General features: G+C 47.6%; 24 protein-coding genes. 14 read left to right on the forward strand and 10 right to left on the reverse strand.

Annotation, left to right across the window (positions count from 1 at the left end):
* Positions 1-168: 168 nt before the first annotated feature.
* Positions 169-750, forward strand: a complete 582-nt coding sequence (locus MHN31_RS23135) for a DUF4136 domain-containing protein (protein ID WP_239445427.1) — start codon at positions 169-171, stop codon at positions 748-750.
* A 68-nt stretch (positions 751-818) separates the two neighbouring features.
* On the opposite strand, the gene MHN31_RS23140 is transcribed toward MHN31_RS23135, so the two are convergent.
* Positions 819-3485, reverse strand: coding sequence for a TonB-dependent receptor (locus tag MHN31_RS23140; RefSeq protein ID WP_239445428.1), 2667 nt, complete (start codon positions 3483-3485; stop codon positions 819-821).
* A gap of 225 nt (positions 3486-3710) precedes the next feature.
* A complete protein-coding gene (locus MHN31_RS23145) occupies positions 3711-4145 on the reverse strand; it encodes an exonuclease III (protein WP_125563995.1) in 435 nt (144 codons plus the stop codon).
* A gap of 320 nt (positions 4146-4465) precedes the next feature.
* Between MHN31_RS23145 and xthA the strand changes: the two genes are divergently transcribed.
* Genes xthA through rlmA form a run of 3 tightly spaced genes read left to right on the forward strand, consistent with a single transcriptional unit; the run spans position 4466 to position 6722 of the window.
* Positions 4466-5275 (forward strand): exodeoxyribonuclease III, encoded by an 810-nt coding sequence (xthA, locus tag MHN31_RS23150; protein ID WP_239445429.1) that lies wholly within the window; start codon positions 4466-4468, stop codon positions 5273-5275.
* Between the two features lie 5 nt (positions 5276-5280).
* Positions 5281-5907 (forward strand): energy-coupling factor ABC transporter permease, encoded by a 627-nt coding sequence (locus MHN31_RS23155; RefSeq protein ID WP_239445430.1) that lies wholly within the window; start codon positions 5281-5283, stop codon positions 5905-5907.
* Positions 5904-6722, forward strand: a complete 819-nt coding sequence (rlmA, locus tag MHN31_RS23160) for a 23S rRNA (guanine(745)-N(1))-methyltransferase (RefSeq protein WP_239445431.1) — start codon at positions 5904-5906, stop codon at positions 6720-6722. The genes MHN31_RS23155 and rlmA overlap by 4 nt, the downstream gene beginning before the upstream one ends.
* Before the next feature lie 30 nt (positions 6723-6752).
* On the opposite strand, the gene yfbV is transcribed toward rlmA, so the two are convergent.
* Complete coding sequence (gene yfbV, locus MHN31_RS23165; RefSeq protein WP_125563988.1) at positions 6753-7196, reverse strand: terminus macrodomain insulation protein YfbV; 444 nt, start codon at positions 7194-7196, stop codon at positions 6753-6755.
* Between the two features lie 326 nt (positions 7197-7522).
* Here yfbV and MHN31_RS23170 point away from each other — a divergent pair, with 326 nt between their 5' ends.
* The 7 genes from MHN31_RS23170 to MHN31_RS23200 all read left to right on the forward strand — a co-directional run bounded on the left by MHN31_RS23170 (position 7523) and on the right by MHN31_RS23200 (position 14066).
* Entirely contained in the window at positions 7523-8722 is a 1200-nt protein-coding gene (locus MHN31_RS23170) for an acetate kinase (protein ID WP_239445432.1), read from the forward strand.
* A 3-nt stretch (positions 8723-8725) separates the two neighbouring features.
* Complete coding sequence (gene pta, locus MHN31_RS23175; protein WP_125563985.1) at positions 8726-10873, forward strand: phosphate acetyltransferase; 2148 nt, start codon at positions 8726-8728, stop codon at positions 10871-10873.
* A gap of 146 nt (positions 10874-11019) precedes the next feature.
* Positions 11020-11400, forward strand: coding sequence for an ACT domain-containing protein (locus tag MHN31_RS23180; protein ID WP_239445433.1), 381 nt, complete (start codon positions 11020-11022; stop codon positions 11398-11400).
* Entirely contained in the window at positions 11400-11906 is a 507-nt protein-coding gene (locus MHN31_RS23185; RefSeq protein ID WP_239445434.1) for a PTS glucose transporter subunit IIA, read from the forward strand. Before MHN31_RS23180 ends, MHN31_RS23185 begins: the two co-directional genes overlap by 1 nt.
* Positions 11903-12253 (forward strand): ArsC family reductase, encoded by a 351-nt coding sequence (locus MHN31_RS23190; protein WP_125563981.1) that lies wholly within the window; start codon positions 11903-11905, stop codon positions 12251-12253. Before MHN31_RS23185 ends, MHN31_RS23190 begins: the two co-directional genes overlap by 4 nt.
* The gene (dapE, locus tag MHN31_RS23195; protein WP_194867397.1) at positions 12250-13389 is read left to right on the forward strand and encodes a succinyl-diaminopimelate desuccinylase; all 1140 of its coding nucleotides are present in this window, start codon (positions 12250-12252) and stop codon (positions 13387-13389) included. Before MHN31_RS23190 ends, dapE begins: the two co-directional genes overlap by 4 nt.
* Entirely contained in the window at positions 13386-14066 is a 681-nt protein-coding gene (locus MHN31_RS23200; RefSeq protein WP_239445435.1) for a M15 family metallopeptidase, read from the forward strand. The genes dapE and MHN31_RS23200 overlap by 4 nt, the downstream gene beginning before the upstream one ends.
* A 19-nt stretch (positions 14067-14085) precedes the next feature.
* On the opposite strand, the gene MHN31_RS23205 is transcribed toward MHN31_RS23200, so the two are convergent.
* Positions 14086-15303 (reverse strand): pyridoxal phosphate-dependent aminotransferase, encoded by a 1218-nt coding sequence (locus MHN31_RS23205; RefSeq protein ID WP_125563975.1) that lies wholly within the window; start codon positions 15301-15303, stop codon positions 14086-14088.
* A gap of 206 nt (positions 15304-15509) precedes the next feature.
* Positions 15510-15854, reverse strand: coding sequence for an Hpt domain-containing protein (locus tag MHN31_RS23210; RefSeq protein ID WP_010381640.1), 345 nt, complete (start codon positions 15852-15854; stop codon positions 15510-15512).
* Between the two features lie 129 nt (positions 15855-15983).
* Here MHN31_RS23210 and MHN31_RS23215 point away from each other — a divergent pair, with 129 nt between their 5' ends.
* Both MHN31_RS23215 and MHN31_RS24430 read left to right on the forward strand, forming a co-directional pair.
* Positions 15984-16592 carry a tRNA-uridine aminocarboxypropyltransferase gene (locus MHN31_RS23215; protein ID WP_125563974.1) on the forward strand — a complete coding sequence of 203 codons (609 nt, stop codon included), beginning with the start codon at positions 15984-15986 and terminating at the stop codon, positions 16590-16592.
* Positions 16582-17385 (forward strand): CLCA_X family protein, encoded by an 804-nt coding sequence (locus MHN31_RS24430; protein WP_239445436.1) that lies wholly within the window; start codon positions 16582-16584, stop codon positions 17383-17385. The genes MHN31_RS23215 and MHN31_RS24430 overlap by 11 nt, the downstream gene beginning before the upstream one ends.
* Here the strand turns inward: MHN31_RS24430 and MHN31_RS23225 are convergent.
* The 3 genes from MHN31_RS23225 to MHN31_RS23235 all read right to left on the reverse strand — a co-directional run bounded on the left by MHN31_RS23225 (position 17336) and on the right by MHN31_RS23235 (position 21813).
* On the reverse strand, positions 17336-19846 hold the full coding sequence (locus tag MHN31_RS23225; protein ID WP_194867393.1) for an EAL domain-containing protein: 2511 nt from the start codon (positions 19844-19846) through the stop codon (positions 17336-17338). The two genes, MHN31_RS24430 and MHN31_RS23225, sit on opposite strands and share 50 nt — an antisense overlap.
* A gap of 293 nt (positions 19847-20139) precedes the next feature.
* The gene (gene dcd, locus MHN31_RS23230; protein WP_125563969.1) at positions 20140-20727 is read right to left on the reverse strand and encodes a dCTP deaminase; all 588 of its coding nucleotides are present in this window, start codon (positions 20725-20727) and stop codon (positions 20140-20142) included.
* Between the two features lie 3 nt (positions 20728-20730).
* Positions 20731-21813, reverse strand: coding sequence for an Mrp/NBP35 family ATP-binding protein (locus MHN31_RS23235; RefSeq protein WP_194867392.1), 1083 nt, complete (start codon positions 21811-21813; stop codon positions 20731-20733).
* Positions 21814-22055: 242 nt separating this feature from the next.
* On the opposite strand from MHN31_RS23235, the gene metG reads away from it, so the two are divergent.
* Positions 22056-24092, forward strand: a complete 2037-nt coding sequence (gene metG, locus MHN31_RS23240; RefSeq protein WP_194867391.1) for a methionine--tRNA ligase — start codon at positions 22056-22058, stop codon at positions 24090-24092.
* A 53-nt stretch (positions 24093-24145) separates the two neighbouring features.
* On the opposite strand, the gene MHN31_RS23245 is transcribed toward metG, so the two are convergent.
* Together MHN31_RS23245 and MHN31_RS23250 are read right to left on the reverse strand one after the other, a co-directional pair.
* Positions 24146-24709 carry an NADAR family protein gene (locus tag MHN31_RS23245; protein WP_239445437.1) on the reverse strand — a complete coding sequence of 188 codons (564 nt, stop codon included), beginning with the start codon at positions 24707-24709 and terminating at the stop codon, positions 24146-24148.
* Positions 24696-25160, reverse strand: coding sequence for a GNAT family N-acetyltransferase (locus tag MHN31_RS23250; RefSeq protein ID WP_239445438.1), 465 nt, complete (start codon positions 25158-25160; stop codon positions 24696-24698). Before MHN31_RS23250 ends, MHN31_RS23245 begins: the two co-directional genes overlap by 14 nt.
* Between the last annotated feature and the right edge of the window lie 356 nt (positions 25161-25516).

Below are 25516 nucleotides of genomic sequence, written 5' to 3' on the forward strand. Positions count from 1 at the left end.
CGTCAATCAGGGCAGCCAGAACTGGGTTGACGAAAAAGACTGGATCGAAGTCGAACACAATTAATATCAAAAGGGCACAATTGAGTGCCCTTTTTTGTGATGATCTTCGTGCTTTAACTGTCGTATACTAAGGTAAGCGTTAGATTTTTTGTTTTTAAGGAGTAAACCATGCTGAGCCAATTTAAAAAATACCTTGTCAGCACCAGGACCTTTGCCGTCGTGGCAAGTTTACTGATGCTCAGTGCCTGTGGCACCACCCCGGACTGGGATTACGACAAGTCTGTTGAATTTACAAACTACAAAACCTATGCCTGGTCAGCAGAAGCCAGCCTGCAAGCTCGGCCGCAAAATTATCAGATCAACGGGTTAATGGAAAAACGCATTCGTAATGCCATTACTGAGCAAATGGCAAATCAGGGATTCAAGCTGGTTGATGCCACAGTGGCTGATATACTGATCAACTATCATGTCGCAGTTGATAAAAAACTGGAAGTGGATACTTTTAAAGTCAGCTATGGTGCGCGTTGGAGCTACTGGGGTTGGGGGGTAGACCACCATACGACAGCAAGAGAGTACAAGGTAGGCACACTTGTGGTAGACATTATTGACCGCACTTCTAATCAGCTGGTCTGGCGCGGTGCCAAAGAAAGCAGAATACGTGCTAAACAAACGCCGGAGCAACGTACCGAGTCTATTAACAAAACCGTTACTGAAATCCTGGCTAACTTCCCACCTGAAATCCAGCACTAAATTATCATTCATAAGCCGGTGTTATCTGTACGATATCACCGGCTATATAATGTCCAAACCAGGTTCAGTTAGAATTTATAACCAAACTTCAGGTAGGCCTGACGACCCAGAGCACTGTGGGTTTTGTTATCAATCCCCATCGACTCAGATGGAGCCAGCGGCGCCTCTTCATTCAACAAATTTGACGCACCTAAGGTTACTGTTAGTTTGTCGTAACCGACATAACTGACACTGGTATCAACCGTCGTCCAGGAGTCAATTTCATACTTGTTCCCATTGCTGTCTGCCAGATCTAAATTCTTATCGACATAATTGAAACTCAGGTTGGCAACAAAGTCATCCATTGACCAATCAACCCCTGCTGTCCAGCGGTATTTCGGGTGCTGATACTCACCATTAAGATCTTCTACGACGGTGCTGGTATTGCCGGCGTCATCACTTTCCAATGACTGCTCTTCAAAATTCAGCGTATAAGTCAGATTGTAATTGAAGCGGAACTCACCCATATCAGACGTATTCAGCAAATATTCGATGTCCAGATCTAAACCATCCGTTTCTCGGCCACCAATATTCACAAAGGTATCGTTGATTGTCAGGATTTGACCTAAGGTACTTCCCTGATTCGGTGCACGCACCACCAGATTCGGATCGGTACCACAACAATCAACCAATTTCTGAGCACCAATTTTCTTAATCAGATCTTCCTGATCATAGTTCCAATAGTCCACGCCAATGCTGAAGGTATCCGTCGCCTGCCAAATCACGCCCAGATTGAAGTTTTCCGACTCTTCTGGCTGCAATTGCTTATTACCTGCGACGATTGCTGTATATTCAGTCGGTGAACAATCGGCATCATCACCTGTTTGTTTACAACGCTCTTTATCAATCACGCTTGGTGATTCATCAGTGCGACCCAGATGTAACTGAACAAGCGAAGGAGCACGGAATGCTGTTCCCCAGGAGCCGCGAACTACCACAGAATCGATGGGCGTCCAGCGAAATGCCACCTTAGGATCGGTCGTATTACCGAAATCGCTATAGTCTTCATGACGTAGTGCAAGTTGAAGCTCTAAGTTCTCCAGTAACGGGGCACTGAATTCCGCGAATATTGCGGTATTATCGCGGTCACCATTCGCCTGAGTCGCTTCTGTACCAAAGATCTCTCCTCGGATATACTGACTATCCGGGTTATCTTCAATTTTTTCATAGCGGTGCTCAAAACCAAATGCCGCCGACACATAACCATCCCCAAATTCAAACAATTCACCAGAAATAGTACCGTCTAATGACTGCATAGTGGATGAGCCGTAACGCGTTGTAGTGGTCTCAAAGAAATCCAACCCTGCCTGTGTATTCGTGCTGGGTTCAAACGGGTTCCAAAGCCCTGTATCAATTGCTTGCTGGGCACGCAATTTGTTCGGGAAACCATCGAAGCCTTTTTCAACAGCACTGGAACGAATAGCGGAATACGCAAACTCCCACTCCCAGTCCTGCCACTGACCTCGCATACCCATCACAGCGCGATAGTATTCTGAGTCGACGTCTTTCTTTCGGTTACCAATGTCTACGGTACGACGGCGCATTGAGATATCCACACCATGCAGGTAATGACCGGGCTGATCAGCTAAGGGGTGATTAGGGTTATCACCTGCCATATTCAGCTCCGTAAAGCTCGGGCTACCGGCCCCCTGGATAAAGGTTGAGGCATGTTGCGCTGAAAATTCCGCAAAACCTTCGACACCGTCCATGATCTCCTGTACACCATTATAGTTAAAAGTAACTCGCTCAGTTGAAGGCACTAAACTCATATGTGGTGCATAATCATAACGACAAACTTCGTTTATGATCATATCAGCCGGGCAAACATCATTTCCCCACACGTCAGCGAACAAAGTTTGACGAACCTGAGTTCCATCATCTTCTGTGCGCACTACGGGCAGCCGCTCCCACTGCTCGTCCGTCAACATACTACGCACCACTTCAATGCTGCCAGGGAAGCCCGACGAACTCAGTGAGTTATTACCGCCCCGGAAAGTTTGATCAGCCGTAGCTGTATAATCTCTGTCTGAATAAAAAATATCGCCGCGCTTAAAGTAGTCAAGCGTAAAGTTGTGATGACCTTTACTGGTTGAGTTACCCCATAATAACGTGAAATTCTGCTCTTCTCCGCCACCGTCTGAGGTATCAGAAATTTTAGCCGCCACCTCAAAACCATCGATGTCGTTGCGCAGGATAATGTTAATCACCCCTGCAACCGCATCTGAACCATAGGTTGCCGATGCCCCGTCTTTTAACACGTCAACACGCTTTACTGCTGAAACCGGTATAGTGTTTAAATCAACAAATGACGTTTCAATGTCTTTTGCAAACGGACTGACCGCAACCCGTCGCCCGTTAATCAATACCAAAGTAGATGATGCCCCAAGCCCACGAAGCGCAACGCTGGAGCCACCGTTTGCCGTATCATCACTCGAGTTTCCTTGTGTACTAAAAGTACCAGTACCTGCGACTGGCAACTTTTGTAACGCACCTATCAGGTCGGTTGAACCTGTTGCGGCCAGATCAGCCGCAGAGATGCTTTGTACTGGCGAAGGTCCTTCCATATCAGAGCGCTTAATATGCGAACCTGTAACTTCTATACGTTCTACTTCACCCTCTTCAGCCTTCGCTGCTTGTAGGCTACCTGCAAGTACTGTTGAAACTGCCAGTGCAGTGAGTGTAATCCCCTTTTTCATTCTTCCTCTTCTCCATAGTGTTAATTATATTTGTAATTGCAAATATTTTATAACACACAGAAAACAACTTAAGAACACATAAATACAAAACATCAAACTTAAAAAACAAAAAAGGTTATAGATTAAGCAAACACTAGATTTTCACGGCCCAAGAGTGAATTTTTCGCTGAGATCAAAAAGCCCGGCATACCAGGCCGGGCTTTTAATTGCATTGATAGCAAATATTTAGATAGCAGTATTATTGATATTTTTAATAAACTGCTTAACAGGTACATCGTTACACTTCAGGTTACGAGCCTGATGACGGTATTTATCCAGGCTAGATAGTCCCTCTTTAGCCGCCTTAAGACATAATTCAGTTGCAACCGTTCCATTTTTAGCCACAAGCTTTACTTTTGCTTGCTCATTCGCCGACTCAGCTTTAACTTGCTTGGCAAATGAACGAATGTCTTCGCCGTTACACTCAAGTGTTTTAGAAAAACGTGATACGAACACACCGTGCTTGGAACCATACGCACGTGCAGCACTCAGACCTTGCTCTGCCGCGATGGCGCATACTTTAGATTCTGGTGATGCATTGCCGCTCACAACCTGTGCGCCAGCAGAAGCAGAAAAAGATGCAATCGAGATCAGTGTAACAAGAGAGAGAGACTTAAACATAATTTACCCCAAATGAACGAATTGGTGCGCATTATATATACAAGATATTCCGTGTAAATGGTAAAAACAAACTTTCCTGATCATTTAATAGCCTATTCACAACTCCCTAATCAGGCGCTTTAAAGCGGTTACAATTTTCGCGTTCATTAACAAATCAACGCATCATAAATACCACTTTATGGAACGCAAATCACACCCACAGTTAAGCTGTCTTCAAGCCCAATTACTAACAATGTAAAATCGCACTACCCTCTCCATTCACGCAGACATAAGTGATAGACTTACCATCACTTTATTCTGCACATTAAAGAACAACAACTATGAAAGTTATCTCATTCAATATAAATGGTCTGCGTGCCCGCCTGCATCAACTCCAGGCTCTGATCGACAAGCATCACCCTGATGTCATCGGTTTGCAGGAAATTAAAGTCCATGATGAAGCCTTCCCAGTTGCTGACGTTGAAGCGATGGGCTACCACGTCTATTTTCACGGTCAAAAAGCCCACTATGGTGTAGCACTGCTCTCAAAAAAGCCGGCTAAACAGATCCAAAAGGGATTCTTAACAGACACAGAAGAATCACAAAAGCGCATGATAATCGGCACCTTTGAAAGCGATAGCGGTGAAGATGTTACGGTTATGAATGGTTACTTCCCGCAGGGTGACAACATTAACCACGAAACCAAGTTTCCGTATAAACGTCAATTTTATGTGGATTTGATGACCCACCTGGAAAACACTGCCGATAACAGTGAGCATTTAATTGTAATGGGTGACATTAATATTTCTCCTGTCGATCTGGATATTGGCATCGGTGAACCTAATCGTAAGCGCTGGCTAAAAACGGGTAAGTGTTCATTCCAGCCCATAGAACGTGAATGGCTGCAAACCTTACTCGACTGGGGCCTGAAAGATACTTTCCGTGAGCTAACACCGGATGCAAGCGAAAAGTACTCGTGGTTCGACTATCGTTCTAAAGGGTTTGACGACAACCGCGGCCTGCGCATCGACGTTGTCCTTGCCACTGCGCCATTGATGGCCAAATGTGTTGAAAGTGACATCGACTATGAGCTGCGCGGTATCGAAAAACCATCAGATCATGCGCCAGTCTGGGCGACTTTTGACCTGTAACTGACATGTTCACAGCACTCATGGCCATGGGCTTATTCGCCCTGAGCTTCAACAAACAGCAGTACCAGGCATTGCTACAAACACCGGCAAGACAAACCGGCGTACTCGCATGTGCTCTGGTGCTGGCGTTGCTGTGGCAGATCCAGGCTGGCATCTTGCCACACCTGTCCATCCATATATTGGGGATCACTGCAGCAACTCTCACGCTCGGTTGGCATATGGGCCTGTTATCCACCACACTCGCAACTTTGCTCAGTTATTTCTTTGGCCCCATGCCCATCGATAACTTGTGGACATTCTGGCTATTTACCGCGCTACTTCCGGTTTACCTCAGCTACAGCCTGTTTTTACTCTGTTATCACTTTCTCAATCGCCATTTCTTTGTCTATATCTTTGTCTGTGCATTTTTGTGCGGAGGCCTGGTTGCAGCCAGTAAAATAGCGATAAGTGCACTATATTACCTGAGTATCGGCCTTTATGACTGGCCTGTGCTGGTCGACAATTATATCTTTTATGCGATCATCATGTGGTTCCCGGAAGCCATGCTTAATGGCATGGCCATCACCTTACTGATCACTTACCGCCCATACTGGGTTAAAACTTTTTATGATAGGGATTACTTAGATAAATGACGCTACATTATCGCTGCCCCATTTGCTCAGCGCCTTTGGCTGAGCAACACAAAACGCTGCATTGTGAGCACAATCATCAATTTGATGTAGCGAAAGAAGGGTATGTTAATCTCCTCCCGGTCCAGTTTAAGAAATCCCGTCAGCCGGGTGATAATTTGGATATGGTTCAGGCTAGGCGAAACTTTTTTGCCACCGAGCACTATCAATTTTTACAAACTCATCTGGCGCGCACCATAGCCGCGCTGCCCTGTGGTTCTGTTATCGATATGGGCTGTGGAGAGGGCTTTTATACCCAGGCAATTGCCAACGCCCTGCCTGCAACCAGCCAGGTATTTGGTGTAGACATCTCAAAACCGGCTATCCGTTATGCGGCAAAACGCTACCCTCAGGTCCAGTTCAGCGTTGCTTCGATCAAAGATGCACCGTTTGTGGAACATGAAGCAGATGTGTTGCTGAGTGTTTTTGCGCCGGTATTTGCTGATGAAATGGCCCGTTTACTCAAACCTGATGGCCAGTTGCTGGTTGTCAGCCCTGGTCCTAAGCACTTGTACGAGCTTAAAACACATATTTACGATGAAGTGAGATTACATGACGCACCGGATTGCCCACAGGGCTTTACTGAAGTAGTTCAGGAGCACCTCGAACAGACGCATAAAGTCTCAACAGACGTCATTAAGCACTTGATCAAAATGACGCCTTTTGCGTGGAAGTTTAAAGAAAGCCATTACCAGACATTAGAGCAGGCAAACTTCCACGAAGTAACGTTTTCTTTTCTGATCACTCGCTATCAAAAATCTGAACAGATGACTGATTAATCCTTTTAGAACAAAAAAACCTCTGACATGTCAGAGGTTTTCTTTTGCAAATGCTTTGTCCATTTTTTCAAACATATCGTTTAGCAGTTTCGCCAATTCACGATACTTGGGATCTCGTGCAGCATCGGCCTGATACCCATTAGCCACCATTTTGTGATAAAGCTCCTTATACCAACTATTCAAAGCCGGATTCAACCGTGTATCAGCCCGCTTACCCAGCCAGAGCAACCCCTGGACAGGCAAAGACAAGAAGAACAACGCAATCGTAATAGCCTGAGGTAAATAAGCCATTCCCAAGTATGAAGTCTGGATAAAGACCGAAATAATCGCCAGCGCAGGCATCACCTGAAGGGCAAACTCAGTGGCTTTGATCACTCTGAATTCGGGAAATAACAGCGTCAATTCCTTGCGCATTGGCCATTCTTTGGCGTACTGACGTCCAAGTTGCACTTGTGAAATAAGACTTTTCTGCATCATAACTCCCGGGTGCGAGGGAAAACTCTCTGCGCATTATATTGATTTAAAACCGCAACGGGCAACTTACATTTAGTCAATTCCAGGAAACCAAGCAACACCATTAACCCATTGCTTACCTGCCATCGACTAGCGCTTGCTTAACAATCAATAAAACTCGCAATAAAACACGATAAACCAATATCGATGGCCTAACGTTTCTCAAAAAAATCGGGTAAAATTAACTTTATACTCGTCAATTATACCTTAGTCTAATATTAAGCTAAACGCGCCTTTTCATTTAGCTTAATACGCAATAACAGTTATTGTCAAAACGGATAGTCATTATGTCATCTACCCATGTTCTGGTACTCAATTGTGGCAGCTCCAGCCTCAAGTTCGCAATCATAGACCCAACAACCGCTCAGGAACACCTTTCTGGCCTCGCTGAACGCCTTGGCGAAGACAGCCCACAAATTAAATATAAACACGATGGCGAAAAACACATCATCTCACTCAATGCAGGCGATGCACATCAAATTGCTATCGACAAACTCGTCGAGCTGGTCAAATCCCTGGGTCTGGACAAAGAACTGGTTGCCGTGGGTCATCGCGTCGTACATGGCGGTGAGCACTTCACACAATCCGCACTGATAGATGACACAGTACATCAGGCCATCGTTAAAACAGCGGATCTGGCGCCATTGCATAATCCAGCTAACCTGTTGGGTATTGACGCAGCAACGCAGGCATTTAGCCACTTACCCCAAATTGCCGTCTTTGATACTGCGTTCCATCAGAGCATGGCTCCCAGTGCCTACCTGTACGCTTTGCCTTATGACCTGTATAAAACCCATGGTATTCGTCGCTATGGTTTCCATGGTACCAGCCACTACTTTGTATCGACTCAGGCCATCAAAGCATTAGGGCTTGAGCAGAAAAGTTCTCGTATTATTACTGCGCACCTCGGTAATGGGTGCTCAGTGTGTGCGATAAAAGACGGAAAATCCGTCGATACCAGCATGGGGCTCACGCCACTGGAGGGTCTGATCATGGGCACTCGCAGTGGCGACATCGATCCAGGGCTTTTCTCCTATCTGGTTAATCAGCTTAATTACAGCGTTGAGCAAGTCGACACGTTACTGAACAAACAAAGTGGCCTGTTGGGGATCAGCGAATTGTCTAATGACTGCCGCACCATTGAAGAAGCGGCAGCGGACGGACACCCACAAGCAACGCTGGCACTGGAGATGTTCTGTTATCGCTTAGCTAAACAAATTGCCAGTTTTGCCGTGCCTCTGGGTGGCGTAGATGCCGTGGTGTTCACCGGCGGTATTGGCGAGAATTCAGATGTGATCCGGGCAAAAGTTGTCGAGCAACTCGGGTTCTTGGGTATGACCATTGATAAGACAGCAAACCTGGATGCTCGCTTTGGCAAACAGGGCGAAATTACACGCACAGGTACTGGCCCCAAGGCATTAGTCATCCCTACCAATGAAGAGTGGGTGATTGCCCATGATGCAGCGCAACTGGCACAGGAGCAATAAGCCATGAGCCGTCGTATTATGTTAATCCCTATTTCCACCGGTGTTGGCTTAACGTCAGTGTCAGTTGGGATAGTCCGTGCGCTAGAACAAAAAGCCGTTGCGGTTAACTTTTTTAAACCGATTGCACAACCACGAAAAGAAGACACCGGCCCTGAAAAATCAACTTTAATCGTACAACAAGGCTCTTCGATTTCTCCACCAAAACCGTTTGAGCTCAGCTACGCAGAGCAAATGATCGGTGACGGGAAAGGCGACGATTTACTGGAAGAAATTGTTGAGCGCTTTGAAAGCGCTATCAACCCGGGTGAAGTAGCTATTATCGAGGGGATGGTCCCTACCCGCCGTCAGCCTTATGCAGGTCGTGTCAATCGGGAAATCGCGCAAACGCTCGGTGCGGACATCGTATTTGTGCTCACCCCGGGTAATGACAGCAATGATCAACTCGAGGATCGTCTGGAGATTGCCGCCGGTAACTATGGTGGCGTCGACCATCCGCGGGTACTGGGTTGCATCTTTAACAAAGTAAACGCACCGTTGGACGAAGATGGCCGAGCGCGCGCAGATCTGGTTGATCAACATGAGCCCGAGCAGCTTGAAAATGAACTGAACAGGCTCGCCTCGTTACCCGTCTTCCGTAAACACCCATTTATGTTGCTGGGCGCTATCCCCTGGGACTTTGACCTTGTTGCGCCACGTGTCGTTGATCTGAGTAATTACCTGGGTGCAGAAGTGATAAACGCAGGAGACATGGCGCACCGACGTTTAAGACGCGTGACCTTTTGTGCCAGAACAGTGTCAAATATCCTGAACCATTTTACGCCAGGTGCACTCTTGGTTACGCCGGGTGATCGTTCTGACATTCTCGTTGCTGGCTGTCTGAGTGCCATGAACGGCACTAAGCTGGGTGCCATTTTGCTCACCGGTGGTTTCAAACCAGAAGCCAAAATCATGGAGCTGTGTGAGCAGGCTATGGCAACTGGCCTGCCTATCTTGGCGACCACAGCCGATACCTGGCGAACATCTTTGCTGCTGCACAATTTCAACATGGAAGTGCCTGCTGACGATGAACAGCGTATCGACAAAGTAAAGCAGCATAACGCTGATAACATTGATGCTGAATGGCTGGATTCGTTGGCTCAGGGTGTAGCCCGAACACGAAAATTATCGCCGCCAGCCTTTCGCTTCTTATTGACCGATTCTGCGCGAAAAGCAAATAAGACCATAGTACTGCCGGAAGGTAACGAGCCTCGTACAATTAAAGCGGCAGCAATTTGTGGCGAGCGTGGGATTGCTAAAACGGTACTACTGGGTGAGCGCGAAGAGATAGAACGTATCGCTGCACAACAAGGTGTTGAGCTCAACGACAATGTCACCATTCTAGACCCGCAGGAAGAAGTTGAGAAGTACATTGCACCTATGGTTGAACTGCGCAAAAACAAAGGCCTGACTGAAGTGGTCGCTGCTGAGCAGTTACAAGACAATGTGGTACTGGGAACTATGATGCTGGCTGAAGATAAGGTCGATGGCCTGGTATCAGGTGCAGTCAACACCACTGCAAACACGATCCGTCCGCCACTTCAGCTCATCAAAACGGCCCCGGATTCATCCCTGGTTAGCTCCGTGTTCTTTATGCTGCTGCCCGATCAGGTCCTCGTTTATGGTGACTGTGCCATTAACCCTGATCCAACCGCAGAGCAACTGGCTGATATCGCGATTCAATCTGCTGAGTCTGCCGCCGCATTTGGCATTGAGCCCAAAGTGGCCATGATCAGTTATAGTACGGGTACTTCTGGCCAGGGGGCTGACGTAGACAAGGTACGTGAGGCAACCCGCATTGCGCAGGAAAAACGCCCGGATCTCGATATTGACGGACCGCTACAGTACGACGCTGCTATCATGGAAAATGTGGCACGTAAGAAAGCGCCGAACAGTAAAGTTGCAGGCAAGGCGACAGTGTTTGTATTCCCGGACCTCAATACTGGTAACACCACCTACAAAGCCGTTCAGCGGAGTGCCGATCTGATCAGTATTGGACCCATGCTACAAGGTATGCGTAAGCCCGTGAACGACCTTAGCCGTGGTGCACTGGTTGATGATATCGTGTATACCATTGCACTGACCGCAATCCAGGCGGGACAAAACGACCACTAACATCTCCGGATTACCCGTAGTCTAATTCGGGAAGTTCGCCTACTTCCCGAATTATAACCTGACAGGCTGTGCAGCCAACGGAAAAAGGTTTCTTTTGGCCATGCTTGACTATACTATTACAGAGTCACAGGTGTCGGGACTCGGATATGTCGAAGCAAACATTACAGGTATTGCCACACAATTTTACCATCCATAGTCTGGATAGTGATCAGGCTGTGCCCGCCGAAGTAATATCAGCTGAGATCTTCTTCATCGCCAAAACCTCTGAAGAACTCTCAATTGTCTGCCCCAGCGACCTGGTTTTTAATAGTTTCGCCACTGAGCCACACTGGCGCGCACTGGAAGTCATTGGCCCACTTGGGTTTTCACTCACTGGCATCATGGCCAATATATCTGGCGTCTTGGCCAGTGCCAATGTCTCCATTTTTTCCATTTCCACCTACGACACTGACTATATTCTGGTTAAAGAAGCCCAACTTCCTGACGCTATTAAGGCGCTCAAAAAAGACGGATACCTGTTTGTCTGATGCATTTATCACAGCAAATTAATTACGCCCCCATTGCCCAAATTGCTAACCCAATCATGCACATTGCCAGCCCCTTTACGGGCAAGGTCCACCCTGCAAGTCAGCACCCAGAGGCATTATTTTCAAGCGGTATGCTGGGCCCCGGAGTCTGTGTAAAATTGAATTCGGCGATGATGCTGGCACCCTGCCCTGCCAAGGTAGAAAAAATCAGTCAACATGGCTGTGAGTTTGTCCTGAGAACAAAATCGGGATTGCTCCTGCTATTGCACCTTCTGATCCCGGCAGAGTACCGCAGAACAGAACACCTCATCCAGCACAGCTATGGCAAAAAGCACGTCGCGATGGGAGATATCTTGTGCTACTTCGATGTACCGAGCGATGTTGATGTGCTGGGCACCCTGTTATTGCTCAATGCAGACAAACTGGGACCATGTTATTATCCTTTAAATCAAGTCACTGCGGGTAAAGATCCGCTTATCACATTATCCAGAGCATGTAATTTATGACCACCATTATGTACGGTATCAGCAACTGCGATACGATTAAAAAAGCAAAGAAATTCCTTGAACAAAACGACATCAATTACACCTTTCACGACTACCGCAAAGACGGGCTCGACGCGCAAATGCTAGCTGAATTTGTTGCGGCACTGGGCTGGGAAAACGTACTGAACAAACGTGGTACTACCTATCGTGGACTCAGCGATGAAGACAAACAAAACCTGGACGCTGACAGTGCACAAACACATATGTTAGCCGCCCCCGCCATGATAAAGCGCCCTATTCTGCTGCACGCAGGCCAATATCACCTGGGCTTTAAAGCGCCGCAATATCAGGAAATTTTCTCGCTATGAGTGAGACACACAGTGACGTAGTCGCACTGGCCAGGGCACTTATCCAGCGCCCTTCAGTCACCCCTGAGGATGCCGGGTGTCAGGCAATGATTAATGCTCGCCTGAGTGCGCTGGGGTTTAATGTCGAAGAGCACTTCTTCGTTGATACGCTCAATACCTGGGCACGCAAAGGAGATGAGGGGCCACACTTTTGCTTTGCAGGCCACACCGACGTGGTGCCCGTTGGCAACGAACGTGACTGGCAATACCCGCCTTTTTCAGGTGAAATCCACGACGGTATGCTGCATGGCCGTGGTGCTGCCGATATGAAAGGCTCACTGGCTGCTATGGTGGTGGCGACTGAACGTTTTGTCACGCGTTTTCCAGACCACAAAGGGTCGATCAGCTTTTTAGTAACCTCTGACGAGGAGGGCCCCTTTGTCAATGGCACCACCAAGGTAGTGGATCTGCTTGAAGCAAGAAATGAAAAAATAGACATGTGTTTGGTTGGCGAACCGTCGTCCAGGGACCAACTTGGTGATGTGGTTAAAAACGGCCGTCGTGGCTCGCTCACGGGACACCTGACCATTAAAGGAGTACAAGGCCATGTTGCCTACCCTCACTTAGCCAAGAATCCAATCCACCTGAGTACACCCGCACTGACTGAGCTCAGCACAGCGCAATGGGATCAGGGCAATGCTTTTTTCCCGGCTACCAGTTTTCAGATCTCGAATATCCACGGCGGCACCGGAGCCGGTAATGTCATCCCTGGCAGCCTGGATGTGCAGTTTAATTTTCGTTTTAGTACCGAAGTCACCGCAGAGCAACTCAAGGCACGTGTGACCGAGATACTCGACAAACATAGCCTTGACTATGAGCTTCACTGGACACTCAACGGTCTGCCCTTTTTGACAGAGCCAGGACCCTTACTGAGTGTAACCCTGGACGCCATCAAAACAGTCACCGGGATTGATTCGAACCCGGAAACCACTGGCGGAACATCGGACGGTCGCTTCATCGCGCAAACTGGTTGTAAAGTGATTGAACTGGGCCCAGTGAATGCCACTATCCATCAGGTCAATGAATGTGTGAGTACGGAATCGCTCGAGCAGCTTGCGGAAATCTATGAGTTAATTCTGGAAAAGCTACTTACATGAGCCAACTCAGCACGCTTGCCTCACAGGCATCTGGCCTCTCCACCAGCCATTTGGTTGAGTTCAATAATGTGTATGTGCACAGTGCCGTACAACGTGATCTCAGCGCGCTTAGCAAAGCTGCCGAGCGCGCTGGATTTGCTTTCAGTATCGCCTCGGCACATCGCGACTTTCATCGTCAGTGCCTGATCTGGAACAACAAGATTAAAGGCATACGCCCGGTATTGAACAATCAAAATGAACCAGTTGACCTGTCTTTGCTATCGCCACAAGCACGTGTTCACGCAATCATGCTCTACTCGGCGCTGCCAGGGGCTAGCCGACATCACTTTGGCACCGATCTGGACGTTTACGCGCGCAACTGTCTGCCTGACGGACAGCAGCTTCAACTCGAACCCTGGGAATATGAGCGAGATGGACCTTTTGGCGAATTTAATGCCTGGCTGAGCAAACATTTGGCAGAATTTGGGTTCTTTCGACCTTATCAGCGTTACCAGGGCGGTGTTGCGGCTGAGCCCTGGCATATCAGTCACCGTAGTTGTGCGACAGAAATGATGACGGCGTTATCGTTGGAAACATTGACAACTGTTATCAGTACTCATGACGTTGCAGCGAAGGAAACAATTTTGGCTATGCTGCCAACGCTGTACGACCAGTACGTTGACAACATATGTGACTAAATCAGCAATACAGAATTCGTTATTGCTGACGATAGTGTTCAAAAAACCGCTGCATTCGCTCCATCGCAGGCTCCAGCTCATCCATATGCGGTAAAAACACCAAACGGAAATGGTCCGGCTGGGGCCAGTTGAACGCTCTTCCATGCACCAGCAGAATTTTCTCTTCACGCAACAAATCGAGCATCATTCGCTCATCATTTTTCACATTGAAATGTTGCGTGTCAATTTTGGCGAATGCGTACAACGCCCCCATGGGTTTGACACAAGATACTCCCTGCATATCATTCAGCCCTTGCCACGCAATCTGGCGTTGCTCATATAACCGCCCACCAGGTTGGATCAATGCATCTATCGACTGTACCCCGCCCAAAGCCTGCTGAATTGCAAATTGCGCCGGCACATTGGCACATAAACGCATGGATGCCAGCATATTCAAGCCATCGATGAGGTCTTTCATGGCGGAGACTTTGCCGCTCAGCACCATCCAGCCCATGCGTAAACCTGCTGCCCGATACGTCTTAGCAAGGCCATTAAAGGTGATCACGGGTAGATCATCGCACAATGAAGCAATTGACCAATGCTGGGCACCATCGTAAAGGATCTTTTCATAGATTTCATCGCTGAGCAGCAACAGGTTATGCTCTCTGGCAATATCAATAAGCCCCTCCAGCAAAGCTTTGCTATACACAGCGCCGGTTGGATTATTCGGATTGATCAGTACCAGCGCACGTGTATTGGGGGTAATTTTGGCCCGTATATCAGCCAAATCCGGAAACCAGTCAGCCGCTTCGTCACACAAATAGTGTACCGGCTTCCCCCCTGACAACTTAACAGAAGCGGTCCATAGCGGATAATCAGGAGCCGGGATCAGTACCTCATCGCCATCATTGAGTAGTGCCTGAGTGACCATCTGAATAAGTTCACTCACGCCATTTCCAATAAAAATATTATCTACGCTGATATTTGGCAGATTTTTTTGCTGATAATGCTGATAGACGGCCACTCTCGCAGAATAAAGCCCTTTAGAATCACAGTAACCCTGAGCGTCTGACAAATTACGAATGATATCACGGTGCATATCCTCAGGCATATCAAAGCCAAAGGCAGCCGGATTGCCGATATTCAGCTTGAGAACCTTAGTGCCCTCGTCTTCCATTTTCTTTGCCTGCGATAACACAGGACCACGAATGTCGTAGCACACCCCATTGAGTTTGCTGCTTTTAGTAATTTTTATCATTATTTCTCCCCATTCAGCCTCCTAGAATAGCGCCCCAATGACTGGAAGAAAAGGAGATTTCTTGATGAAGATAAAAACAAGGTTTAAGGGAAAGTAGAGTGATTTTACAAAAAAAGAATAAGCTGCCAGTAACGAAAAAAACAGCTCATCATGAGTAGTGAGCTGCCTATTGGAGCAACGCTCGTACGCGAGCGAAGCACATCATTCTATGCATTGGCCATCAACCATTGCTGCAATTTTACAGTAGAGCCAGCTACCTGTTGAGATAAGTTGCCTAACGACTCTTTGGCAGAATTGACATCTCCCTCAAGCAGAAACAGCTCAATCTCACGGGCACTGTCAGACAAACTCATTGCACCAAACTGTGCCGCATTCGATTTTAGGCTGTGCGCATTGCGTGTCGCTGCCTCCAGATCTCCAGGTAACGACTCACGGACTTCACGTTCCAGTCGTTCAAATTCACTGATGCAAAATACTAAGGTGTCTGAAAATTGCTCACCTAACAGGGACTGCATCGTATCCAGGCAAGCTTCATCAATTATTACATTCATATTAGTCCTTTTCATTATCAGGCTAACAAACCCAGCAAAAGCCTCTCTATATTGTTAATGCTAGCTAAGAGGGTCCTAAACTGCAAACTATGATATGATCTGTAACAGAAAAAACAGTAAAATAATGCGATGAAACGAGCCTTTTGCGACCACTGCCACTTTCCATTACGGACATGCGTTTGCCCATTCCTGGGCAGCCTCATTCACAATCGCTGTAAGATAGTGGTATTACAACACCCCAGTGAGGTCAAAGTAGCCAAAAACACCGTTCGATTACTGTCACTACAACTCAGTAATATCGAGGTCGTTCAAGGGGAATCTGAAGCCGACTTTAGCGATATCCGTAGCCGACTGAAATCGCAAGTCTGTGCCCTGCTTTATCCCTCTGAAAACGCAATGACGCTCGATGAAACGAGAGTTCAGCAAGAGCAGCCAAACATAGAAACATTGGTCGTGCTAGACGGTACCTGGAAGAAGGTACACAAAATGCTCATGCTTAATCCCTGGTTGATGAGCCTGTCACATGTGTCGTTCGCGAACTTGCCTGAAAATCAGTATCATATTCGTAAAGCTGAGCAGGCATTCAGCCTCTCGACCCTAGAAGCGACCGCCCATTTTTTACACCTTTATGAACAGATCTCACCAGCCCCTTTCTATCAGGCGCTGGCTGGTATGATTGAGCAACAGACCAGACACATGCCAGATCACGTAAAGCTTAGGTATCTGAGTGACGAATAACAGGTCGACTAACCGATTAAAACGCCAGTTTTTCCGTAATGGTCCGGATTATCGCTTTGGCGATCAAGCCAGTTTTGATGAAATCAAAACCACTTTCGGTTTTAAAACCATTACCTTAGGCGCCTGGGTGAGTAAGGAAGAGCAGTACATTGCAGCTAACCTGCTCTACGATGCGCTGGCTGATCTTACTCAGATCTTGTCACTGCCCCCTGTTGCGATTGGTTTACGAGGTACATTGAACCTGGCCTTCGGTAGCGGTGGACAGGCCGGTGTGCAGGCCCATTATGACAGCAACAAGCGTACCCTGGCACTGGCTAAGAACGCAGGAGGCGGTGCACTCGCGCACGAATGGTGGCATGCTTTTGACCACTACATTGCCAAACACATGTTCCATGAGGCGCGCGCGCACGACTTTGCATCCGCACTTTGGCTGGTGCAGCCGCCTATACTGTCACACCCGCTTAATGAGCAGCTCGATGCATTATTTCGCTTGTTATTTCTGAGCAGTAGCGCAAACGAGCCGAGTGATTATTTTAAACATGCGGTGTTGCTGGATAAAGCACGTGGTGGCCAGTATTATGCGAGACCACAGGAGCTAACCGCACGCGCATTTGAATGGGTCGTCGCGAATCACCCCCAAATCCATAATGCTTTTTTAGTGGACGACGTACTCGACTCCACATTACAGCTCCAGGGCGGCTTTCCCGACCCCAGCATCGCGGCAGCAACGCTCACAGCCACAACTAACTATTTTCAGATGCTAGGTGCTGCGTTATATCGTCAAGCGCAATGAATTGTGTTAACCACGCCTTATATTCTTCAAACGGAAGTGGTCTGGAAATATAAAATCCCTGGCCAATATCACAGCCAAACGCTTTCAACATTTGGTAGCAATGCACGCTTTCAACGCCTTCAGCAACTACCATAGAGCCCAAATTGTGTGCCATATCACAGGTCGCCTTGCAAATCGTTTGATTAGTCGCTGAGCTGGCAATATTCATCACAAAACTCTTATCTATCTTTATCTCATCAACTCCAAGCTGGCTCAGGTAAGCCAGTGAAGAATACCCAGTGCCGAAATCATCTATGGCCATTTTGACACCAAGGCGCTTAAAACCATCAATGATCTCATTCAGGTCGACTTCATTAGCAAGAGTTACGGACTCTGTGATTTCCAGCATAAGCTGAGATGGTGCCAAATTTAACTGACTGATTAGGGTTATCAATTGTACCGCCAAATCTTTTCGGCCAATGTCTTTGCCCGAGACGTTGAGTGACAAAACATGTTGCGAATAAATGCTGCACAGCTCGGCTTGTAAAGATAATGCCTGCTCAACCACCCAGTCGGTAATTTCAGGGATCATGCCAGAGGCTTCAGCAATAGGAATAAATTCATCCGGCGGAATAACACCTAACTCGGGATGATGCCAGCGCAACAACACCTCTGCACCAAATACCTCCCCTTGCTGCAACTTAACCTGAGGCTGGAAATACAAGGTAAACTGATTTTGCGAAACCGCATATTTCAGCGAAGACGCCACCTTAACCCGCCGCTCCAAATACAAAGAGTCATTATGATCGAACAACTGCCATTTTTGCGTGCCCAGCGGCCGTGCCGATATCGCCTGTAAAGCACGTTGCATTAATGCTTCGGTGGATTGTGCATGAACTGGGTTACTGGCTACGCCTATTTCAAGCTGATCAACAAGTAACTCTCCTTTAAAATTGATCCCTTCTTCAAAAATTGAAGCCAGCAAGCATGCATATTGCTCAACCTGGCTTAGCTCTAACTTGCCACGCAAGACAATAGCAAACAGGGTGTCATCCAGCCGATAGATCTGCGTTTTGCTGTTCGGCTCAGCGGCGATTGTCACCCGGCCATAGGTATCCAACTGCACTTGTACTTTTTTCAATAAAGACTTGAGCTGAATCGCAGCATAATCCCAGCCCATATTCAGTCTGATCACGCTCAGTACCTTTGGTCGAAACATCACCAATGTGTGATGCTGATGCGTGCTTTGCAAACCATCAAGGGCTTTTTGTAGCATATGTCGATTAGGTAACCCGGTTTCTTTATCATGGTTTGCATACTGGAGTAACAGCAGCTTTTTCTGCCTTTCATGCCAATAGACGAAATAAGCCAACAATAACACATGCCCCGTCAGTAAAGCATGATTGAGCAGGTAGTAGCGTGAACTGGCAAGCACACCCAGCTGACCCAGCATCAGGATCACCAGTAACACCAATGCGGGCGTAAAAACAAGGGCTAGCAAACGCGCTTCGCGTTGATGTTGGGGTGGCTGCACACACAGTATATAGGCCACATAAGCGGTCACAACCAACGCGGCCATCACCTGAAACAACAGCTGGTAACTGGCATGCAGTGGCGCGCTGATACACACCACCAGCAAAAGCGCCCACAGCAAACGCCATAGATAGTACTTATGCTGCTCATTGAGGCGCTTTTGGGCTGTAAAATAATGGAAGAAACACAGCAAGCAAGCCAATGAAAGTAAGAAGAACTGACTATTGTATGTCACCAGTGCACCACTCATCACTGTCGGGAACAACAACACATTTATTCCGCTCTCAGCGCCACTGATAACCGCAATCAGTATGACGTAGCCCGCAATGGCCAGTAACCCAGGCCGGAACTGCGAAACAGCCATCATGACAAGAAAAAAAGCAACAAAATAGATACTGCCCGTCTCAACACCAAACAAGAATACTCTGTGACTAAATAACTGCACAAAGTCGGGTTCTGACGCCATAGAAATGGATAATACCTGGGGATGCGTGCCCTGAGCCTGAATAAAAAGCTGCGCGCTCAGCTCACTTCGTGGCACTTTAATATGCGGCAGTACCGCCTGAGCAGGTGAGGCAAGCTCTTTTGCCGGAGCAATCAGTGTATACTGGATCAGCTTACCTGAGCGCTCAAGATAGAACCTGAGAACCCCCTGGATTGGCTGAGCATATATCACTTGCTCACCTTGTGTATTGGCCGGAATCTCGACGCGTACCCAAGTTGCAATGCCACGCTGCAATTTAATATTCTGATTTGACCCTGACATTTGCGCCGTCATTTGACGGATCTCCGCCAGAGTCAGTTGATTTGTCGCATCATTATAAGTTGTGAGCGAAATTGGCGCCTGATTGCCTGCGAATAGATCACTGGGCTGAGCATGGCTCTCTAAAATCAGGCCTGTCGTTACAATCAACAATACTGCTATCACGCGTATCACGCCTGACCACATCCCAACCTCCTTGAGCAAGTGGTATATATAGCTCAGCCGATCAGCGAACCAGTTGCAGCAGAGGCTTGTTTCGCTGACTTCAGATAAGTACCAACACCACTGTGCGCGTATTCAATTTTGCACATCGCGATGTAGCGGTAATGTTAAGTATGGAAGCTGAAGTTTGAATTGCCAGTATCAAGTTAAAATATTCTCACTGCTGCTGGCATAAGAAGGGGCAAGTAAGACAGCGGTAAGTGGCGTTTGGAGGTGCGCTACTTACTCGCTGGTAGATTTAATCTGCGCTCACGCTATCAGCGATTATCATCACTGATCCGACTTGCGATTGCACTGTTCTGCCCTTTGTATTTCGCATCTTTTCGCATGTTGTAAGGTGCTTCAGCAGGGCTGCTCAGGGTTTCAAAACTCAGTGCGCCTATCTTCATCTTAGGCCTCAGTGCCAATGGTAACTTGCCCGAATTATAAAACTCCAGCACGATATTTCCCGACCAACCCGGATCAATGCGATGTGCCGTTACATGTACCATCAAGCCAAGCCGAGCTAGCGAGGAGCGCCCATCCAGCCAGCCAACTAAATCTGCCGGTAAAGTCACGGATTCATAGGTCATTGCCAACGCCAGCTCACCAGGGTGCAGGAAAAATGCCTGACCATCTTCGAGCACAATTTCATCACTCATGATGGATTCCATTGCAGCATTAATCTGCTCTTTTGGTCCGCTCAGATCAACGTAAGGCGCAGCATGGTCCTGAAACACCCGAAACTTGTTGCCCAGGCGCAGGTCAACGGTAACCCCTGAGATCATCTCATCCGCCGGCGATGGCTGGATTTGAATGTGTTGTTTCTTTATAGCTTGTTTTATGTCTCTGTCAGAGAGTCTCATTAGTTAGTCATCCGTTATTAGAATTTCGACCCCTTGAGTCGATTGTGATTGTAAATACAACATGCTGCTGATCAGCTGCGCGCAGTAAATGTAGTGATCTTTTATCGCCAGCGACTGAGCGGTGATGTTCGCACCTTGTTCAGAGTTTTCCCGGATCCCAGTATCAAGCGGAATTTCAGCCAGCAAAGGAACACCATGACGTGCGGCCAGTTTGGCGCCCCCTTCACTACCAAAAATCGCATTTTTACCACCGCAATGCTGACACGAAAAATAACTCATATTCTCGATCAGACCAATAATGGGCAGGTTCACTTTATTGAACATTGCGACGCCTTTTTGTGCATCGGCCAGAGCCAGATCCTGAGGCGTAGTGACCACAATTGCCCCGCTGGCAGGCACTTTTTGCGTCATGGTCAACTGAATATCTCCCGTCCCGGGAGGCATGTCCACTATCAAATAATCCAGCTCACCCCAGGCTGTTTCATTCAGTAGTTGCGTTAATGCTTGTGAAGCCATGGGCCCGCGCCATACCGTTGCGTCATCCTCCGGTACCAAAAAGCCAATGGACATCGCCCGAATACCGTCCTTTTCAAACGGTTTTAAAGTCTTTTCATCAATTGCCTCGGGTTGTTGACCAGTCAGTCCCAGTAATGAGGGGATCGACGGACCGTAAATATCCGCATCCAGAACACCAACTTGTGCGCCCTGGGACGCAAGCCCGGCAGCCAAATTAACGGCAGTGGTCGACTTGCCCACTCCCCCTTTACCTGATGCCACCAAAACAATATGTTTGATTTGCTTAAATTGAGCTGTGCCCGCAACCTTACTTTGACAGGTAACCTGAATATCTGTATTGAGAGAATCGCTCAGATGTGAGGACAAAACAGCGCCCTGTCCTGACGCCGCGAAAGGTAACATCAGTGATACTTGCCAGAGCCCATCCTGCGATTTGTCTGGGGTGATCTCTGTTATCCACTGCGTATCAATTCCCATTGGAAATATTGCACTGCGGTAGTGCTGCAGGTGAGTTTTGATCTGTTCTTTGATTGGGTCCTTCCTGGTAAATAGTTTTTCAATACCAAACATACAAATAAAACGCCTTGAGGTGATGAAATGGGCGCTGGAATTATGTAACATTCACCTCATTAAAACCAGTCAAATTCGCGTCTGCCGGGATTTTCCCAGCCGTTCTGGTCAGTCTTTTATCAATATATTGACGCACTGACCGGTCCGAAGTTTTTGTTCTCTGCCCAGATAAGCACCGAGCGTGATGCCAGTCGCCAGATCTGCAGAGTCAAACTGAGCCGCTCTATATTCGTGGAATAACTATGACAAAGAGAAAAATTCTCATAACAAGTGCATTGCCGTACGCCAATGGACCGACTCACCTGGGTCACCTGTTGGAATATATTCAAACTGATATCTGGGCGCGTTTCCAGAAACAACAAGGCCATGAAACCTATTATGTCTGTGCCGATGATGCACACGGCACCCCAATTATGCTGAATGCACAAAAGCAAGGCATTACACCTGAAGAGATGGTTCAGCAAGTCAGTATCGAAAGGCAACGTGATTTCGCTGACTTCAACATTGAATTTGACAACTACCACAGCACGCACAGTGATGAAAACCGCGAGCTGAGTGAATTAATTTATACGCGCCTTAACGACAAAGGTCATATCAAAAAGCGCACTATTTCACAGTTGTTTGACCCAGAGAAAAGCATTTTCCTGCCTGATCGCTTTGTCACGGGAACCTGTCCAAACTGTAAAGCAGAAGACCAAAATGGCGATAGCTGTGATGCCTGCGGCGCAACATACAGCCCAACCGAGTTGATTGAGCCTAAATCAGCGATGTCTGGTGCAACGCCAATTTTGAAAGATTCAGAGCACTTTTTCTTTGATTTGCCAGCATTTGAAGACATGCTGAAAACCTGGCTACGTTCAGGCAGCTTGCAGGCTGAAATGGCCAATAAGCTGGACGAGTGGTTTGCAGATGGCCTGCAACAGTGGGATATCAGCCGTGATGCACCTTACTTTGGTTTTGAAATCCCTGGAGCCCCCGGCAAGTACTTTTATGTCTGGCTGGATGCGCCAATCGGCTACATGGCCAGCTTCAAAAACCTGTGTGACAAGCAGGGCCTGAACTTTGATGAGTTCTGGGCGGAGGGCTCAGATGCAGAGCTTTATCACTTCATTGGTAAAGACATCATCTATTTCCACAGCCTGTTCTGGCCAGCGATGCTGGACGGGGCAAACTTCAGAAAGCCGAACAACGTTTTTGCTCATGGCTTTGTCACCGTAAACGGCGCGAAAATGTCTAAGTCAAAAGGTACTTTCGTCAAAGCACGTACCTACTTAGAACATCTGGACCCAGAGTACCTGCGTTATTACTATGCCGCTAAACTAAATAGTGGTGTAACAGATCTTGATTTAAACCTGGAAGATTTTGCACAGCGCGTAAATTCAGATTTGGTTGGCAAAGTCGTAAACATCGCCAGCCGCTGCGCAGGCTTTATCACCAAGAAATTTGACGGTAAGCTCAGCAGCACAGTCATGGACGAAGCATTACTAAACAGCTTTGTCGCAGCCAAAGACAGCATTGCCGGCCACTATGAGAACCGCGAATACAGCCGTGCAGTTCGTGAGATCATGACCCTTGCCGACAAAGCGAACCAGTTCATCGACGCTGAAGCACCCTGGGTACTGGCCAAAAATGAAGATACCCTGGAGCGTGCGCACCAGGTATGTTCACTGGGTCTGAACCTGTTCCGGGCATTGCTGACTTACCTCAAGCCTATTCTGCCTGGTATGGCAAAAAATGTTGAAGCATTCCTGAATACGCAACTGTCTTGGGAAAGCCTGGACACACCGCTGGTTGACCATGAGATCAACAAGTTTAAAGCCCTGATGCAACGTGTTGAACTGGATAAGGTGAATGCTATGGTTGATGCTTCTAAAGAAAGCCTGGAGAAAAAAGTCGGTGGTCAGAGCGCTCAGCCTGCGGCGGACAGCCCACTGGCCAAAGAACCAATCGCGGACGAAATCGAGTTCAATGATTTTGCCAAAGTTGATTTGCGCGTCGCTAAAATTGCCAACGCAGAGCACGTAGAAGGCGCAGACAAACTGCTGAAACTGACACTGGACTTAGGTGGCGAAACCCGCCAGGTGTTTGCAGGTATTAAGTCTGCCTATGCACCCGAAGATCTGATCGGCAAACTCACCGTCATGGTTGCCAACCTGAAGCCCCGCAAGATGCGCTTTGGCATGTCTGAAGGCATGGTTCTGGCAGCAGGTCCTGGTGGCAAAGAAATCTATATTCTTAACCCGGACGAGGGCTCACAACCGGGCATGCGCGTGATGTGATCAGCGCTGCTATTAAGCTAGATTGAACAAACGGGCCATCAGGCCCGTTTTTGTTAAGCGGTTTGAGTGTCCTGAGACAATTCGTCGCGCACTACCATCAGGGCATAGCCCAGCAGGTTTAGTCCATTCCACTTCTGAGGCACACTTGCAAATTCGTGATCTTCTGCCAAACCAATCCCCCAAATTTTATCAACCGGACTGGCCTCGACCAGAACCCTTTTGCCGGTTGAACGCAAGAACTCCTTCAGTTCAGGGTTTTGTGCAAACTTCAGCATGTTTGCACTGACAACAATATCGAATCGCTTAGCATTCCAGGTGGCTTCATCAAAACCGGTGACAGCCCTGCCCAGCTTTTTAGCCTCGCCAGGATGACCACATTCTAAAATACGCAGCGCCACTTCATGATTATCAAATAGCATCGCCTTGTGGTACATCATGTAATGCTCAGCAGTTTTAAACATCAACCCATGCTGCTCAAAGTAAGCCGGATACCATTGACTGAAACAGGACTTAGAAACACCTGATTTGGCTTTTTGGTGACCCCAGAAAAAAACAAACTTCGGCTTTTTTGATTTCGCAATATACTCGATTAATTGCGTGTTACTACTTATTGCCACAAAGACTTCCTATGTATAATGTGTGTGCCATGATGAACTTCTGTCCGTCCATATCAATGACACTAAATCCATGAGATTCATATAATTTCACCAGATGAGCTTCACAGCGAAGATACAGTGCAGGCAACTTGAGCTTAATTGCCTTGGCAATCGCAAACTCAACCAAAGCCGTTGAGATGCCTTTGCCACGATGCTCAGTCGGCACATACACGCCATCAAGCCAATGCTGATAGCCTGAATAACTGGACGTTATTCGCTGCGTGATTTCGCCCGCACCAACCAACTCATCGCCAATATAGGCGGCAAAGCCTGTTCGCGAATCAGATGAGGATAATTTGTCAGTCACGCTTTGCAATGTTGCATTTGGGTCTTTACTGTCCCATTGCTGGTAATACCAATTAGCGATAACCTCAATGTCTGAATGGTCGCTCGATAAGTCTGAGACTTTCATTTGGACTGTCCTGGGTGATTGTTATTGTTCTTAATTCCATTATATGTTCAACGTTTCTTAACCCGTTGAAGTACCGGCATGGTACAGAGGGTTGAAATTACCCTAGGCGCCGCAAAGCCCTAATCTAGTAATTTGTTGGGAGTATTGTACAGTAATTTGGTCCAGTGTGCTTTGTGCATTTCACCTTGCGCAAAGGCCGCGCTAAAGCACGACTTTACACGATAAAGCGTTCGGCGAGCTGCGAAGCGTTGCTTCGATCTCAGAAAGGTACGAGTGGACACATATCCCTATGGAGGGCTCCCGGGTTAAATATCAGCGACCCAAGCTCAATGCACATCCAGCTAAAATGGCTCATT

Origin of the sequence: Pseudoalteromonas sp. McH1-42 (genome assembly GCF_022347845.1) — a bacterium.
GTDB lineage: Bacteria > Pseudomonadota > Gammaproteobacteria > Enterobacterales > Alteromonadaceae > Pseudoalteromonas > Pseudoalteromonas rubra_D.